This window comes from Micromonospora sp. CNZ285, from assembly GCF_004637285.1.
In genome coordinates this window covers 2,315,612-2,330,754 of the sequence record NZ_SPQD01000001.1, presented here as the reverse complement: position 1 = coordinate 2,330,754, position 15,143 = coordinate 2,315,612, and the positions used below count along the sequence as shown (strand labels likewise).

16 protein-coding genes are annotated in these 15,143 nt (G+C 73.6%); 5 read left to right on the top strand and 11 right to left on the bottom strand.

What is annotated here, in order from left to right; all coding sequences use genetic code 11:
- The first annotated feature begins 9 nt into the window (after window positions 1-9).
- Genes CLT75_RS10745 through CLT75_RS10725 form a run of 5 tightly spaced genes read left to right on the top strand, consistent with a single transcriptional unit; the run spans window position 10 to window position 3,887 of the window.
- Complete coding sequence (locus tag CLT75_RS10745; protein ID WP_135240666.1) at window positions 10-441, top strand: GlcG/HbpS family heme-binding protein; 432 nt, start codon at window positions 10-12, stop codon at window positions 439-441.
- Window positions 438-1,322 (top strand): hydroxymethylglutaryl-CoA lyase, encoded by an 885-nt coding sequence (locus tag CLT75_RS10740; protein ID WP_135240665.1) that lies wholly within the window; start codon window positions 438-440, stop codon window positions 1,320-1,322. Before CLT75_RS10745 ends, CLT75_RS10740 begins: the two co-directional genes overlap by 4 nt.
- Complete coding sequence (locus CLT75_RS10735) at window positions 1,319-2,476, top strand: CoA transferase (RefSeq protein ID WP_135240664.1); 1,158 nt, start codon at window positions 1,319-1,321, stop codon at window positions 2,474-2,476. The genes CLT75_RS10740 and CLT75_RS10735 overlap by 4 nt, the downstream gene beginning before the upstream one ends.
- Window positions 2,473-3,222 carry an SDR family oxidoreductase gene (locus tag CLT75_RS10730; protein ID WP_135240663.1) on the top strand — a complete coding sequence of 250 codons (750 nt, stop codon included), beginning with the start codon at window positions 2,473-2,475 and terminating at the stop codon, window positions 3,220-3,222. The genes CLT75_RS10735 and CLT75_RS10730 overlap by 4 nt, the downstream gene beginning before the upstream one ends.
- A gap of 29 nt (window positions 3,223-3,251) precedes the next feature.
- Window positions 3,252-3,887, top strand: a complete 636-nt coding sequence (locus tag CLT75_RS10725; RefSeq protein WP_013286904.1) for a GntR family transcriptional regulator — start codon at window positions 3,252-3,254, stop codon at window positions 3,885-3,887.
- Between the two features lie 58 nt (window positions 3,888-3,945).
- Here CLT75_RS10725 and CLT75_RS10720 read toward each other — a convergent pair whose 3' ends face one another.
- From CLT75_RS10720 to CLT75_RS10670, 11 genes are read right to left on the bottom strand one after another with little or no spacing between them, the layout of a single operon-like run.
- Window positions 3,946-4,803 carry an HpcH/HpaI aldolase/citrate lyase family protein gene (locus CLT75_RS10720; RefSeq protein ID WP_486485122.1) on the bottom strand — a complete coding sequence of 286 codons (858 nt, stop codon included), beginning with the start codon at window positions 4,801-4,803 and terminating at the stop codon, window positions 3,946-3,948.
- A 13-nt stretch (window positions 4,804-4,816) separates the two neighbouring features.
- Window positions 4,817-6,280 carry a dihydroorotase gene (locus CLT75_RS10715; RefSeq protein ID WP_135240661.1) on the bottom strand — a complete coding sequence of 488 codons (1,464 nt, stop codon included), beginning with the start codon at window positions 6,278-6,280 and terminating at the stop codon, window positions 4,817-4,819.
- Between the two features lie 22 nt (window positions 6,281-6,302).
- Window positions 6,303-7,709 carry an MmgE/PrpD family protein gene (locus CLT75_RS10710; RefSeq protein WP_013476392.1) on the bottom strand — a complete coding sequence of 469 codons (1,407 nt, stop codon included), beginning with the start codon at window positions 7,707-7,709 and terminating at the stop codon, window positions 6,303-6,305.
- The gene (locus CLT75_RS10705) at window positions 7,702-8,541 is read right to left on the bottom strand and encodes a cyclase family protein (protein WP_135240660.1); all 840 of its coding nucleotides are present in this window, start codon (window positions 8,539-8,541) and stop codon (window positions 7,702-7,704) included. The genes CLT75_RS10710 and CLT75_RS10705 overlap by 8 nt, the downstream gene beginning before the upstream one ends.
- 31 nt (window positions 8,542-8,572) lie before the next feature.
- Window positions 8,573-9,772, bottom strand: a complete 1,200-nt coding sequence (locus CLT75_RS10700) for a CaiB/BaiF CoA transferase family protein (RefSeq protein ID WP_135240659.1) — start codon at window positions 9,770-9,772, stop codon at window positions 8,573-8,575.
- Complete coding sequence (locus CLT75_RS10695) at window positions 9,765-10,622, bottom strand: IclR family transcriptional regulator (RefSeq protein ID WP_135240658.1); 858 nt, start codon at window positions 10,620-10,622, stop codon at window positions 9,765-9,767. Before CLT75_RS10695 ends, CLT75_RS10700 begins: the two co-directional genes overlap by 8 nt.
- A 45-nt stretch (window positions 10,623-10,667) precedes the next feature.
- The gene (locus CLT75_RS10690; protein ID WP_135240657.1) at window positions 10,668-11,657 is read right to left on the bottom strand and encodes an EamA family transporter; all 990 of its coding nucleotides are present in this window, start codon (window positions 11,655-11,657) and stop codon (window positions 10,668-10,670) included.
- Complete coding sequence (locus CLT75_RS10685) at window positions 11,644-12,108, bottom strand: Ohr family peroxiredoxin (RefSeq protein WP_135240656.1); 465 nt, start codon at window positions 12,106-12,108, stop codon at window positions 11,644-11,646. Before CLT75_RS10685 ends, CLT75_RS10690 begins: the two co-directional genes overlap by 14 nt.
- The gene (locus CLT75_RS10680; RefSeq protein ID WP_013286895.1) at window positions 12,105-12,932 is read right to left on the bottom strand and encodes an alpha/beta fold hydrolase; all 828 of its coding nucleotides are present in this window, start codon (window positions 12,930-12,932) and stop codon (window positions 12,105-12,107) included. Before CLT75_RS10680 ends, CLT75_RS10685 begins: the two co-directional genes overlap by 4 nt.
- A complete protein-coding gene (locus CLT75_RS10675; RefSeq protein WP_135240655.1) occupies window positions 12,929-14,293 on the bottom strand; it encodes a M20/M25/M40 family metallo-hydrolase in 1,365 nt (454 codons plus the stop codon). The genes CLT75_RS10680 and CLT75_RS10675 overlap by 4 nt, the downstream gene beginning before the upstream one ends.
- Before the next feature lie 35 nt (window positions 14,294-14,328).
- Complete coding sequence (locus CLT75_RS10670; protein WP_135240654.1) at window positions 14,329-15,075, bottom strand: SDR family oxidoreductase; 747 nt, start codon at window positions 15,073-15,075, stop codon at window positions 14,329-14,331.
- Between the last annotated feature and the right edge of the window lie 68 nt (window positions 15,076-15,143).

Here is a 15,143-nt window from a genome sequence, read left to right as displayed (position 1 = left end):
GAGGCAGTCATGGCGAAGAACCCGCACGTGGTGAAGAAGCGTTCGATCTCCGCGCCGGCCGCGCGGGCGATGGTGGCCGCCGCCGTCGCCCGGGCCGAGGAGATGGGCTTCGCGGTCACCGTCGCGGTGTGCGACGAGAGCGGCGTGCTGAAGGCGTACGAGCGGATGGACGGCGCGCCGCTGGTGAGCGTCCAGCTGGCGCAGGACAAGGCGTACACGGCAGTCGGTTTCGGGCTGAGCAGCGACGGCTGGTACGACTTCATCAAGGACGACGGCCCGCTGGCGATGGGCGCCCCGCCCGCGATCGACCGGCTGGTGACCTTCGGCGGCGGCTATCCGGTGAAGGTCGACGACGTGCTGGTCGGCGGCATCGGGGTCAGCGGCGGCCACTACACGCAGGACATGGAGGTCGCGCAGGCCGGACTGAAGGCGCTGTCTTGAACGTCGAGATCGTCGAGGTCGGTCCCCGCGACGGCCTGCAGAACCACCCGGCGGAGCTGACCACCGCGCAGAAGGCCGAACTGGTGCGCCGGGCGGTCGCGGCGGGCAGCCGGCGCGTCGAGGTGACGAGCTTCGTCAACCCGGCCAAGGTGCCGAAGCTCGCCGACGCCGACGCGTTGACGGCGCTGGTCCGCGACGAGCCGGGCCTGGCCTCGATCGGCCTGGTGATGAACGGGCGCGGTCTGGACCGGGCCGTCGCCGCAGGCGTCACCGAGGTCAACTTCGTGGTGGTCGCCACCGACACGTTCTGCCGGCGCAACCAGGGCACGACCACCGCCGAGGCGGTGGCGGAGGTGCGGCGGCTGCTGCCCCGGGCCCGCGAGCATGGGCTGCGTGCCTCGGTCACCGTCGGGGCCGCGTTCGGGTGCCCGTTCGAGGGGGAGACGCCGCCGGAGCGCGTGCTGCGCGTCGTCGACGACCTGGCACCGGTGGCGCCGGACGAGGTGGCGCTCGCCGACACCATCGGTGTGGCCGTGCCGTCCCAGGTGGAGCGGCTGTTCACCGCCGTGCGCGAGCGCACCGCCGCGAGCCTGCGCGGGCACTTCCACAACACCCGCAACCTGGGCCTGGCGAATGTCCTGGCCGCCGTCGGGGCCGGTGCGCGGGCGATCGACGCCAGCGTCGGCGGCATCGGCGGCTGCCCGTTCGCGCCGGCCGCCACCGGCAACGTGGCCACCGAGGACGTGGTGTACGCGCTGGAACGCTCCGGGACGCGTACCGGGGTGTCGCTGGACGCGGCGATCGGCAACGCCAGGTGGCTGGGCGAGGTGTTCGGCACGGAGCTGCCGGGCATGCTGAGCCGGGCCGGTGGATTCCCGTGACCGGGCCGCTGTCCGGACTGCGGGTGCTGGACCTGACCAGCACGTTCTCCGGCCCGTACTGCACGCTGATGCTGGCCGACCTGGGCGCCGAGGTGATCAAGGTGGAGCCGCCGGGCGGGGACATCGCCCGCCAGCTCGGCGCCGCCCGCACCCCCGGCATGGCGGCGGTGTTCCTCAACATGAACCGGGGCAAGAAGAGCGTCCTGCTGGACCTCAAGGCGCCCGCCGACCGGGCCGCGTTCGACCGGCTGGTGCCGACGATGGACGTGCTGGTGCACAACATGCGCCCGGCCGCCGCGGCCCGGCTCGCGCTCACCTACGACGACGTGCGCGCGCTGCACCCGGCGATCGTCTACTGCACGATCCCGGGTTTCCGGGGCACCGGCCCGCACGCCGACCGGCCCGCCTACGACGACGTGATCCAGGGCGCCTCCGGGATCGCCCGGCTCCAGAGCGTCAACCAGGACCAGCCCGGGTACGTCGTCACCCCGCTCGCCGACAAGATCACCGGGCTCACCGCGTCCACCGCCGTGCTCGCCGCGCTGCGGCACCGCGACGCCACCGGCGAGGGGCAGTGCGTCGAGGTGCCGATGTTCGACACGATGGTCGCCTTCGGCCTGCTCGAACAGCTCGACGGCTGGACGTTCGAGCCACCCACCGGGCCGCCGCTCTACCCGCGTACCGCCGCACCGAACCGCCGCCCGTACGCCACCGCCGACGGGCACCTCTGCGTCCTGATCTACACGGGCCGGCAGTGGGAACGGTTCCTCACCCTGGTCGGGCGCGCCGACCTGCTGCGCCATCCCGACTACGACACCGTCGGCAAGCGGATCGCCAACGCCGACGGGCTCTACCGGGTGGTCGCCGAGGTGCTGCGCGGGCGCACCACAGCCGAGTGGCTGGCGGAGCTGTCCGCGATCGACGTGCCGTGCGCGCCGCTGGCCGGCTACGAGGAGATCCTGCGCGAGGAGGAAGAGGCCGGGACCGGCCTGGTGTCGATCGTCGAGCACCCGGTGGCCGGGCGGCTGCGCAGCATCGCCTCGCCGATCGTCATGTCGGGCTCGCCGCTGCCGTCCGGCCGGCTCGCGCCGACGCTCGGCGAGCACAACGACGAGGTGCTCGCCCGCGGCGGCACCGGGGGGAGCAGCGGATGAGGGGCACTGTCGCTGTCGTCACCGGCGCCGGATCGGGGATCGGGCTCGCGGTCGCCCGCCGGCTGGCCGGCGAGGGCGCCGAGGTCGTCTCCGCCGACCTGGACGTGTCCGCGTGCGTGGGCGTCGCGGTCACCGCCGACCTGGGCACCCCGGCCGGCGTCGCCGCCGTCGTGCGGGAGGTGACCAGCCGGTACGGCGGCGCGGACGTGCTCGTCAACAACGTGGCGCTCGCACCGTACCGGGACGCGTTCACCGACATCGACGACGCCGCCTGGCAGCGCACCTGGGACGTGAACGTGATGTCCTGCGTGCGCCTGTGCCGCGCGCTCGTGCCGCTCATGGTCGAGCGGGGCGGCGGCAGCGTGGTGAACGTCGGCTCCGAGGCGGCGCGGCACCCCAAGCCGCACATGCTCGACTACGCGGTCAGCAAGGCCGCGCTGCTCAGCCTCGCCAAGGGCCTGGCTCTGGAGTACGGCCCGCGGGGCGTGCGGGTGAACACCGTCGCGCCCGGCCCGACCCGGACCGCGACCATGGACGCCTACCTGGAGTCGGTCGCGCTCCGGCTCGGCATCGACGTCTCCGCCGCCGCCGACCACGTCGTGCACGAGCTGCGCCGGCTGCCGCTGGGCCGGATGAACGAGCCGGAGGACGTCGCCGAGGTGGTGCTGTTCCTGGCCGGGGACCGGGCCCGGCAGGTGACCGGCTCGGAGTACGCCGTCAACGGCGGTTCCACCGCGTCGATGTAGGTTCACCATCGGTGAACAGAGGGGGACGCATGGGCCGGGCCACGCAGTCGGCGTACGAGTCGATCAAGACGCGCATCCTCGGTGGGGCGTACGAGCCGGGGAAGAAGCTCTCCGAGGAGGATCTCGCCGCCGCGGTGGGGGTGAGCCGCACCCCGGTACGAGAGGCGCTGCGCCGGCTGCACGCCGAGGGCCTGGTGGACTGGGAGGCCAACCGGGGCGCCACCGTGCCGGCCTGGCGGGAGCAGGACCTGGAGGAGATCTTCGAGCTGCGTGCCCTGCTGGAGGGGTACGGCGCCGAGCTGGCCGCGACCCGGATCACGCCGGAGGAGATCGCCCGGCTGCGCGAGCTGTGCGCCGAGATGGAGGGCTACGCGGCCGGTCAGCGGCGGGACCGGGCGGACCGGATCGCGGTCTGCAACGCGCAGTTCCACGAGATCATCCTGGGCGCCGGGCGGAACCGCCGGTTGAGCGCGCTGCTCGGGGCGGTGGTGCAGACGCCCCTGGTGAACCGCACGTTCCGCCGGTACGACGAGGCGGCGATGGCGCGCAGCATGTCGCACCACCGGGAGCTGATCGACGCGTTCGAGGCGCGCGACCGGGCCTGGGCCGGCTCGGTGATGCGGGCGCACATCCTGGCCGCCCGCGCCACGCTCGGCACGCCCTGACCCGTGCCGGGCCGGGCCACATCGCACCCGTCGGCGGTCCCCGGCCCGGCGTCACGGTTCAGCCGGCGGACGCCTCGGCGCGGCGTACCACCTCGGCGGCGGCCCGTACCACCGCCCGGTCCAGCAGCCGCCCGCCGGCGTCGGTGGCCACCCCGGAGCCGCCGCGTTCGGCCTGCTCCAGCGCCTCCAGTACGGCCCGGGCGGAGGCCACCTCGGCCTCGGTGGGGGTGAACACCTCGTTGATCGTCGCGATCTGCCCGGGGTGGATGGCGCTGCGCGCCCGGAAGCCCTGCCGCAGCAGCGCCCGGGTGGTCCGCTCCAGCCGCTCCGGGTCGCGCAGCGTCGTCTCCACCGGTCCCACCGGCGGGGTGATGCCGGCCGCGGCCGACGCGACGACGACCTGGGAGCGGATCGGGGCGAACTCGGCGCGGTCCGGCCCGGGCTGCAACCCCAGCTCACCGGCGAGGTCCGCCTCGCCGAGGCCGAGCCGCAGCACCCGTGGCGCTTCGGCCACCCGCGGCGCGGTGAGCACGCCCCGGGCGGTCTCGATCAGCGCCACCACCCGGAACGCCGGGGCGTCCGGGCCGAGCCGCCGCTGCACCCGGGCCAGCGCCGCGTCGACCTCGGCGAGCAGCTCCGGCTCGGCCTTCGGCACCCACACCCCGGCCGCCGCCGGGGAGAGCACCTCGACGTCCGCCTCGACCTGGTCGCTGTTGATCCGCACCCACAACTGCGGGCCGGACGGCGCGGCGGCGCCCAGGTACCCGGCGACCGTCTCCCGGGCCTGCGCCTTGCGAGCCGGCGTGACCGCGTCCTCCAGGTCGAGCACGAGCGCGTCCGCGCCCCGCCCGGCCGCCTTGTCCAGCAGGTCCGCCCGGTCGCCCGGCACGTACAGGTAACTGCGCGCCACCGCCATCAGTCGTTCCCCCCTACCGCTGCGGGCGGGCGAGGTAGCGGCCGGCCGGCTCGCCGGTCACCTTGCCGTCGACGAGCACGTGCTGCCCGCGGACGAAGGTGTCGGTGACCCGGGCGGTCAGCTCGAAGCCCTCGAACGGCGTGTACTCCTGCGTCGACTCGGAGTCCTCCGCGCGCACGGTCCAGGTCGAGTTCGGGTCGACCAGGCAGATGTCGGCGTCGTAGCCCTGCGCGATGGCGCCCTTGTTGCGCAGGCCGAAGCGCTGCGCCGGGTTCCACGAGGTCAGCTCCGCCACCCGCTGGTACGACAGGCCGCGCCGGTTGCCCTCGGTGACCAGGCCGGGCAGCAGGTACTCGGCGCCGCCGAAGCCGGACTTGGCGACGAAGATGTCGTCGCGCGGCTCACCGAACTTGACCTCGTCCTTGCAGCAGGCGTGGTCGCTGACCACCCAGTCGATCTTGCCGTCCAGGACGTACCCCCAGAGCGCCTCGACATCGGCGCGCGGGCGCAGCGGCGGGTTGACCTTGCCGCCCAGGCCGTGCGCGGTGTCGATGTCTGCGACCAGGTGGCCGATGGTCACCTCGCGGCGGAAGTCGATGTGCGGGAACGCCCGCGCCATCCGCAGCGCCGCGTCGACAGCCTTCTCCGAGGTCAGGTGCAGCAGGTTGATCTTCGGCAGACCGGTCTCGTGCGCCAGGTACGACGCGATCGACACGGCCAGCCCCTCGGAGTGCGGCGGCCGCGAGGCGTGGTACGCCTCCAGCCCGCGCAGCGTGCCGTCCTGCTCGACCTGCTTGGTGTACGCGCTCATGATCTCGGCGGTCTCGCAGTGCAGCGACAGCGAGATCTCGTCGGCCAGCTCGGGGAAGCGCTCCCGGGCCGCCTGGACGCCCCGCATCACGAACTCGAAGTGGGCATAGTCGTACCGCTCGCCCTCCGGGATCATCAGGAACGAGTTCTGGTCGGCGGACCGGCCGTGCAGGCCGTGGCTGCCGTAGAACATGAAGATCTTGAACGAGGTGACGCCGTGCTCCTCGACCAGCGACGGCACCTCGCCGATGTGCTCCCGCGACATCGGCGCCAGGTGGAAGCCGTAGTCGATGTAGGAGCGGCCCTCTGTCGCGGACAGCACCTCGGGGAAGAAGTCGGCGTACCGGCCGCCCCGGTTGAGGTAGTACTGACCGGTGCGCATGTAGTTCAGCGCCGTGGTGACGCCGCCCTGCACCGAGGCGCGGCTCTCCGAGACGGCGTCCTCGCTCAGCGGGTTGTAGATGCCCCAGTGCTGGTGCGCGTCCACCACGCCGGGGAAGGCGAGCCGGCCGCCGCCGTCGACGACCTGGGCGGCCTCCGCCCGGTCGATCTGCGGGGCGACGCGGCTGATCCGTCCGTCGGTGACGCCGATGTCCATCAGCTCGGGTTCGGGCCGGTCGTGCCGGACCACGCGGACGTTCGTCAGCAGCAGGTCGTAGGTGCTCATGGTGTTGCTCCTCGTGCTCGGTTCAGCGGCGGTTGATCAGGCCCATCAGGCCGTGGACGTCGGGGGCCCGGTCCAGCCGGTGGACCTCCTCGGTGATGCGGTCGGCGGTCGCCTCCGGCAGGGCGGCGGCGTTGGTGCGGAACTTGACCGCCAGTTCGGCGTCACTGAGCGGACGCTGCGGCCCGCCCCGGTTGGCGAGTACCTCCTGCACCCACTCCCGCCCGTCGCGGGTGACCACCCGCAGCACGGCCGGGAACTGGTGCGGGAAGATCGCGTCGCACCGCTCGTCGCCCACCACGTCGACCAGCGCCATCAGCGCCCGCCGCTGCGGGTCGTGCGCCAGGGCGTCGGTGAAGTCGGCCAGGTCCACGCCGAGACCGCCGCCGCCGATCAGGCCGGCGACCACCGCGTACGGGCCGCTGAACTGCGCCTCGTAGCCGGTCTGCGGCGCCCGCTTGCGCTCGATGGGCTGGCCGATGGTGCGCACCGTCGGCGTCGGCACACCGAGCGTGATCGACTCGATCTCGTCCAGCGGCAGCCCGCGCTCGCGCAGCGCGATCGCCGCGTCGATGGCGGCGTGGGTGAAGTGGTTCGCCGGGTACGGCTTGAAGAAGATGCCCGGTACCGCCCAGTCGGTGCCGAGCCCGCGGACGATCTCGTCGCCGTCGAACTCGCCGCGCAGGAACGCCTGGAAGAAGCCGAAGCGTCCCTCCAGCACCGTCGGCGGGCCGGTCACGCCGTGCCGGGCCAGCTGCGCGGCGCTCACCGCCGCGTGCGCCGCCCAGCCGCAGTGGATCCGCTTGACGGTGCCGCCGTTGCGGTTGGACTCGATCAGACCGGCGGCCATCGAGGCGGACACGCCGAGCGCGTCGAGCGCGCCGTCGGCGTCCAGCTTCAGCAGCCGGGCCGCCGCCACCGCGCCGCCGAGCGTGCCGCAGATCGAGGTGGCGTGCTGCCCGTGCTCGAAGAAGACGGAGTTGCCGGCTGCCGGGTCGTAACCGGCCATGCCGAGCCGGACGCACACCTCCAGGCCCACCGCGATGGCCGCGACCGTCTCCCGCCCGGACGCCCCGGACGCCTCGGCGGCGGCCAGTGCGGCCGGCACCACCGACGCGCTGGGGTGCAGCACCGACGGCAGGTGCGTGTCGTCGTAGTCGAGCGAGTGCGCCAGCACGCCGTTGGCGAACGCGGCCAGCGCGGCCGGCGCCTTCTCGTCCAGGCCGACGACAGTGGCCTGGCCGCGTCCGCCCTGCTCCTCGACGTAGGCGAGGGCGGCCTGGCTGGTCGGCAGCGGCCGGGCCGCCACGCAGAGGCCGAGCACGTCCAGGACGCGGGCCCGGACGCTCGCGACCACCTCGTCGGGCAGCGTCTCGGCGGCGGTGTCGGCGGCGAAGGTGGCCAGGTGGCGGCCCAGCGTCGGTTCAGCCACGGCTGATCACCGCCAGCGGGCGCACCGGGGAGCCGGTGGCGCCGTACAGCGGCAGCGGCGTCATGACGAAGGTGAACTCGTGCACCGCGTCGCGGGCCAGTTCCTCCAGTGCCATCGTCTCGATCAGGTAGATGCCGTGCTCCACCAGCAGGATCCGGTGCGCCGGCAGCGAGCTGTGGCCCTTGCCCGGCGGCAGGCACTCGAAGGCGATGGTGTCCGCGCCGGCGGCGTGCACCCGACGCCGCGCCAGCCAGGTCGCGCCGTCCGCGCCGACCCCCGGCACGCCGGAGTCCTTGCCGATGTACTGGTTACGGTCCTCGTGGTCGAACAGCCGGCCCCACCCGCTGCGGATGAGCACGACGTCACCGGCGCCCACCGGCGTGCCCTGCCGGGACACCGCGGCGTCCAGGTCGGCGGGGGTGATCTCGTAGCCGGGCTCGCAGGTCTCCACGCCCAGCGCGGCGGGCACGTCCAGCAGCACGCCCCGGCGGACCATCGGCGCGACGGTGTGCACGCCCAGCTCGTCGAACCGGCCGCCGACCTGCGCATCGGCGGCGTCGGCGCCGCCGTGCAGCCGGCCGTCCTGGGAGACGTGCGCGAGCGCGTCGACGTGCGTGCCGACGTGCGTGCCCATCACCAGCAGGTCGTTGGCGGCGGAGCCGCCGTCGGCGCGCACCATGTCGCCGTGGCGGCGCGGCAGGGTGAGCCCGAACGCCGGGTGGTTCGGTGACTGCGGCATGCCGACGGTCAGCTGCCGGCCCAGGTCGTAGATCGTGACACCGGCCTGCACGGCGTCGAGCAGGCGGTCGGCGGTTCTGGCTGTGGTGCCCACGGGGTTCCTCGCGTTTCGGCTGTCGGCGTCGTCAGGCGACGACGCCACGGGCTTTCAGGTCGGCGATCTCGGCCGGGTCGCAGCCGAGTTCCTCGACGAGCAGGGCGTCGGTGTCGGCGCCGGGGGAGCGTCCGGTGAACCGGATCCGGCCCGGCGTCTCCGACATCCGCCACATGACGTTGTGCATCCGCATCGGGCCGAGGTCGGGATCGTCGACCGTGGTGATCATCTCGGTGGCCTGGACGTGCGGGTCCTCGACGATGTCCTTGGCGCTGTAGACCGGGGCGACAGCGGCACCGGCCTCGGCGAACGCCGTGGCCACCTCGTCGCGGGTCCGCTCGGCGATCCACGACCCCACGTACTCGTCGAGCAGGTCCGCGTGCGCCACCCGCCCGACGCCGGTACGGAACCACGGCTCGTCGATCACCTCGGGGTGGCCCACCAGCCGCAGCACCCGCTCGGCGATGGCCTGGGCGCTGGTGGAGATCGCCACCCACGACCCGTCCTTGGTCTGGTACGTGTTGCGCGGCGCGTTGTTCGTCGAGCGGTTGCCCTGCCGCTGCTCCACCACGCCGAGCTGGTCGTAGACGGTGGGGCCGGGACCGACAGCGGTCATGATCGGCTCCAGCAGGCTCATGTCGACGACCTGGCCCCGGCCGCCGGAGCGCTCCCGGTGCCACAGCGCCATCATCACCGCCGACGAGGTGGCGATGCCGCAGATGCTGTCGGCCAGCCCGAACGCGGGCAGCGTGGGCGGGCCGTCGGCCGTACCGGTCAGGTGGGCGAACCCGCTCATCGCCTCGGCCAGCGTGCCGAACCCGGCGCGGGAGGCGTACGGGCCGGTCTGCCCGAAGCCGGTGATCCGGGCGATCACCAGACCGGGGTTGACCCGGTGCAGCTCCTCCGGGCCGACGCCCCAGCGCTCCAGCGTGCCCGGCCGGAAGTTCTCCACCAGCACGTCGGCCCGCTCGGCCAGCCGCAGCAGCAGCGCCGCGCCCTCCGGCGCGGACAGGTTCAGCCCGACCAGCCGCTTGTTGCGGGAGATCTCCTTCCACCACAGGGGATGGCCGTCCTTGGCCTTGCCGTGGCCGCGCATGCTGTCACCCATGGTCGGGTGCTCGATCTTGATCACGTCGGCGCCGTAGTCGCCGAGGATCTGACAGCACAGCGGCCCGGCGAGGATCGTCGAGACGTCAAGCACCCGCAGGCCCGTCAGCGGTCCGTCACTCACCTGTTCCACCTCCCCAGTTCTGTTCCTGACCCGTCCGCCCGGCGACACGCTGCGCCGGCGGCCGGAAACCCAGTTCGGCGGAGATCTCCGCCGCCGCCGCGGCGACCAGCGCCCCGTGCGCGGCGCACACCTCCGGGGTGAACCGGTTCTGCGGCCCGCACAGCGAGATCGAGCCGAACACCTGCCCGGTCGCGTACCGCACCGGCGCGGCCACGCTCCCCGCGCCGTTCTGCCGTTCGCCCATGCTCACCGCGTACCCCTGACGCCGGATCCGGGCCAGGTCGGCCCGCAGCTTGGCGGTGGAGGTGATGGTGGCCGGGGTGACCGCGTCCAGCGGGTGGTGGCCGAGGTAGTCGTCGACCTCGGCGTCCGGCAGCGCCGCCAGGATCGCCTTCGACGACGACCCGGAGTGCAGCGCGTGGCTGGTGCCCAGGGACACCGACATCCGGACCTCGTGCGGCGAGAGCACCTGGTCGATGTAGACGCGCGACCAGCCCTGCCGTACCGACAGCGTGGCGGTCTCGCCGCTGTCGCGCACCAGCCGGACCAGGTACCGGCGCGCGATGTCCGGCACGTCCAGGGCGCGCAGCGCGGCCAGGCCCACCGCCAGCGCGCCGGTGCCGAGCCGGTACCGCTTGGTCTCCTCGTTGAAGGTGAGGAAGTTGTCGGCCACCAGTTCCTTGAGGATGCGGTGCGCGACCGCCTTCGGCAGACCCAGTTCCCGCGCGATCGTCGACACGCCGAGGGTCTCCGGTGCCCGTTCGGCGATGATGTTGACGATGTCGAGGGCGCGTCCCAGACCGGAGCGGGTCCGGCCGGCGGTGCTCTCGACGACCGCTGTCGTGATCATCTCTCTTCCTCCACTGTCGACGTACGTGCGTGGGGTCGCCGGGCGTCAGGCGGGCGCGACGGGGGTCTTCCCGGGCGGGAGGCCGTCGGCCTGCCGGGGTCGCTCCCGCGCGATGACGAGCGCCACCGAGGCGAGCACCACGGCACCGGCGAGCACCTGTCGTCCGGACAACGATTCATCCAGCACCATCATGCCGAGCAGGACCGCCACCACCGGGTTGACGTACGCGTAGGTGGACGCGAGCTGGATCGGCGCGTTGCGCAGCAACCACGTGTAGACGCTGAAGCCGACCACTGTGCACACCAGCATCAGGTAGGTCCACGCCAGCCAGGACCGGCCGGTCACGCCGGCCGGGTCGAACCGTCCCAGCTCACCGCTGACCACGCTCGCCACCGCCACCGCGACGCCGCCGACGAGCATCTGCCAGCCGGTGCCGACCAGGTGGTCGGCCGGCATGTGCAGCCGCTGCGACAGCGTCGAGCCCAGCGCCCAGACCATCGTGGAGACCACCAGCAGCAGCATCCCGCCGAGATGCCATCCCCGTGTCGGCACCGAGAACAGCAGCGCCAGCCCGGCCACCCCGCCCAGTACGCCCACGGCCGCGAGCGCCGACGGCCGTGGACCGACCGCCAGCCGCAACACCAGCACCCACAGCGGCATGCCGGCCACCACCAGCGACGTCAGCCCCGTCGGCACGTACTGCTGGCCCAGGGCGAGCAGCGCGCTGCCCGCACCGACCATCAGCAGCCCGCTGGCGCCCACCCCGCCCCACTGCCGCCGGGGCAGCAGCAGCCCGGCCGGACCCCGGCGCAGCGCCGCCACCGCGAACAGCAGCAGCGCGGCGGCCAGGAATCGGGCCGAGGTGGCGACCAGCGGCGGGATGCTGTCCAGGGCCACCCGGTTGCCCAGGTAGGTCGAGCCCCAGATCAGGTAGACCGCGCCGAGCCCGACGGCCAGGGCCATCGGGCCGGCGGGCCGCTGCGGATCCGCCGGGTGGCGGACCGCTGCGGGCCGGGTCAGGTCAGCGGTGGCCATCGACCCGGATCGCCACCGCGGTGTTGCCCCGCAGGGCGTTCGAGTAGGGACACATCCGGTCGGCCAGCTCCACCGCGCGCTCCAGGTCGGCCTGCGGGCACTGCGGCGCGGACACGTCCAGCACCACGGCGATCGCGTACCGGCCGTCCTCGGTCTGCCCGAGGGAGACCGAGGCGGTGACGGTCGTCGGACCGGGCCGCACGCCCGCCTGCCGGGCGGCGACCGCGAGCGCGCTGTCGAAGCAGGCCGCGTAGCCGGCCGCGAACAGCTCCTCCGGGTCGGTGCCGGGCGCGTCCGGGCCCCGCTGCGCGGGCCGGGTCAGGTCGACCCGCAGCGAACCGGTCAGCGACCGGGCGCTGCCGCCGCGACCGCCGGAGACCTCGACGGAGGCGGTGTAGACGGTGTTCGCCGGTACGACCTTCGCCTCGGCGGCCGGGGTGCCGGCGCTCATGCCGCCACCTCCCGCCCGAGGTCGGCGTGCACCCGCGCGGCGACCGCGTCGGCGAACGCCTCCGGCTGCTCGTCGGCCACGAAGTCGGTGCCGCCGGGGATGGTGACCAGCTCGGCGCCGGGCAGCGCGGCCCGCACCTGCGGCGTCATCCGGTCCAGCAGGTCGTCGGCGCCGTGCAGCAGCACGATGGGCAGCGCGTCCAGGGCGGCGGTGTCGACGTGGTGGTCGAACACCGCCCGGTACGCGGTGGCGTAGTCCGGTCCGGTCAGCAGGTACTCGGTGACCTGGCGGTCCGCCTCCTCCGGGGTCAGGCGCGGGTACAGGCCGTACACCCGGTCCCAGATCACCTTGAGGTGCCCGCCGTCGCGCGCCGGCACGTAGCCGGGCGCGTACGACCGCTTCTTCTCCGCCCGCTCCTGCTCGTCGTAGAGCGGGATGCCCTGCAGGATCAGCCGGTGCACCCGCTCCGGCGCCGACATCAGCGCCTCCGCGCCGACGATCGCGCCGGTGTGCTGCCCGAGCAGGTGCACCCGGGACAGCCCGAGGGCGTCGGCGAACTGCCACACCCCGGCCGCGTACTCCGGGATCGACCACGGGCGCGGCGGCGCGTCGGACATGCCGAACCCCGGCGTGTCCGGGGCGATCACCCGCAGGCCGCGGCGGGCCAGCGGCTCGATCACCGCGTCGTAGGTGGCCGAGGAGAGCGGGGACTGGTGCAGGATCAGCAGCACCGGGGCGTCGGCGTCGCCGCCGTGCCGGTAGTGCACCTGACCCCACGGCACGTCGACGTAGGCGCGGCGGGCCACGCCGCGGGCCCGGGTCACTCGGCCACCGCCAGCGCCGCCATGACCTCGATCACGTGCTTGATGCCGGCCTTGTAGTCGTCCAGCCGGATGTTCTCGTTCGGGCCGTCCACACCGGAGTCGGCGCGGGACACGCCGACACCGACGATCGGCCGGTCGGCGATCACGCCCTGGTTACCGATCCACTGCGTGTACGGCTCGATCACCGGCTCGGTCCCGTACACCCGGCGGGCTGCGTCGGCGACCAGCGCGACGAACGGGTCGCGGTGGTCGGTGAGGTTGGGCCGGCTGGTCGCCATCACCTCGATGCGCAGGTCACCGAAGCCGGTCGCCGCCAGGTGGTCGCGGATGCAGCCGAGCACACGGTCCGGGTCCTGGCCCGGCACCAGCCGGATCTCCAGCTTCGCCGAGGCGGTCGACGGGATGCCGAGCGTCACGTCGTCGCGCATGTCGCCGCCGGCGAAACCGGCGACGGTGAGCGTCGGCACGGTACGGATGGCGACCGCGGCGCCCTGGTCGTCCAGGTCACCGGTGAAGCGGTCGACCTGGGCCCGCTTGCGCAGGAAGTCCCCGTCGAACGCCACCTTCTCCAGCAGCGCCCGCTCCTCGTCCGTCGGCGGCCGGGCGTCGTCGGCGAAACCGGGGATCGTCACGGTGCCGTCGGGCCGCTGCAACTGCGCCAGGGCGGCGGCCAGCCGGGCCGTGGCAGCCGGCAGCAGCGCGGTGTTCTGGCTGGTCAGGTCGCGCGGCAGGGTCTGCGCGGTGAGGCGCAGGTAGAGCACGCCCTTCTCGGCGAGCTTGAGCAGCAGCCGGTCCTCGCCGTCGAGCCAGGAGTTCTCCCACAGCGCGGCGTCGCTGGCGAGCCGGTCGGCGTACGCCTGCACGAACGAGCCCAGACCCGGGCTGTGCAGCCACTTCTTGCCCTCGAAGATGATCCGGTTGGTCACCGGCGGGGTCAGCCCGGCCAGCTTCCACGCCGCCGCCGCGTGGATGCGGGACATGACGACGCCCTTGTCGTCGGCCACGCCCCGGGCGTACAGCCGGCCGTCGTGGATCTCCGCCGCGTACGGCGGGCTGATCCAGTCGGCGTCGTCGCCGGCCGGCTCGACCTCCACGTCGTAGTGGGTGAAGTGCAGCAGCGCCTTGTCTCCCTCGCCCGGCACCTCGGCCAGCACGTACGGGTACGACTGCTCCCACGGGATGATCTCGGCTTCGCCGCCCCAGCGGCGGACCGACCCGGCGATGAACTCGGCGGTGGCCTCCATCTGCTCCGGCTCCTGGCGGCGGCTGCGGATGCGGCACAGCTGCTGGAGCTCCTCGACGAACTCGTCGAAGTGGGCGTCGACGGCCGCCAGCGCGGCCGCGGTATCCGGTTTGGGCATGGTGGTCCTCACAGAAGGGGTCGGAGAGGGGGAAGTCAGTGGATGGTGACGCCGCCGTCGACGAAGATCGTCTGCCCGGTGGTCATGGCGGCGGCGTCACTGAGCAGGTAGGCGACCGCGTTGGCGACGTCCTGCGGCAGCGCCATCCGGCCCAGCGGGATGGAGGCCATCTTGTCGGCCAGGTACGCGTCGTCGCCGCGGACGTCGGCGGTCATGTCGGTGGGCACGATCGTCGGTCCGACGGCGTTGACCCGGATCCGGTCCGGGGCCCACTCCAGGGCCAGCACGCGCGCCATGTGCATCACGCCGGCCTTGCTGACGCAGTACCCGAGCGTGTTCAGCACCGCGATGTGCCCGTTCGTGGAGCCGATGTTCACCACCGCGCCGCCGCTGTGCCGCAGCGCCGGGTACGCGGCCTGGCACATCCGGAACGTGCCGGTCAGGTTGACGTCCAGGACGGTGGTGAAGTCCTCCTCGGACATCGTGGCGGCGGGCCCGCGCCGGACGATCCCGGCGTTGTTGACGAGCAGGTCCAGGCGGCCGTGGGCGTCCAGGACCTCGGCCACCAGGGCGGCGCAGGAGTCGGCCGACCGGACGTCCACCCGGTGCCGGGTGTGCGCGCCGCCGGTCAGCTCGGCCTCCGCCCAGTCGTCGAGCAGGTCGGCCTGCGCCACCGTCGCGCCGCGCTCGGCGAGGGTCGCGGCGATACGGGCGCCGATGCCGCGGGCCGCCCCGGTGACCACTGCCACCCGCCCGTCGAACCGGTTCGGATCGGTGTTCATGTCTCGTGTCCTGCCTTTCCGGTCCGGCCACCGGCCGGGCGGGCGTGAACCACGCCCGGCCGGTGCTC

Coding starts and splice junctions, on each gene's coding strand:
- CLT75_RS10745 (WP_135240666.1), top strand. CDS start 10: ATGGCGAAGAACCCGCACGTGGTGAAGAAGCGTTCGATCTCCGCGCCG.
- CLT75_RS10725 (WP_013286904.1), top strand. CDS start 3,252: ATGGGCCGGGCCACGCAGTCGGCGTACGAGTCGATCAAGACGCGCATC.
- CLT75_RS10720 (WP_486485122.1), bottom strand. CDS start 4,803: ATGGCGGTGGCGCGCAGTTACCTGTACGTGCCGGGCGACCGGGCGGAC.
- CLT75_RS10730 (WP_135240663.1), top strand. CDS start 2,473: ATGAGGGGCACTGTCGCTGTCGTCACCGGCGCCGGATCGGGGATCGGG.
- CLT75_RS10715 (WP_135240661.1), bottom strand. CDS start 6,280: ATGAGCACCTACGACCTGCTGCTGACGAACGTCCGCGTGGTCCGGCAC.
- CLT75_RS10670 (WP_135240654.1), bottom strand. CDS start 15,075: ATGAACACCGATCCGAACCGGTTCGACGGGCGGGTGGCAGTGGTCACC.
- CLT75_RS10690 (WP_135240657.1), bottom strand. CDS start 11,657: ATGGCCACCGCTGACCTGACCCGGCCCGCAGCGGTCCGCCACCCGGCG.
- CLT75_RS10675 (WP_135240655.1), bottom strand. CDS start 14,293: ATGCCCAAACCGGATACCGCGGCCGCGCTGGCGGCCGTCGACGCCCAC.
- CLT75_RS10695 (WP_135240658.1), bottom strand. CDS start 10,622: ATGATCACGACAGCGGTCGTCGAGAGCACCGCCGGCCGGACCCGCTCC.
- CLT75_RS10685 (WP_135240656.1), bottom strand. CDS start 12,108: ATGAGCGCCGGCACCCCGGCCGCCGAGGCGAAGGTCGTACCGGCGAAC.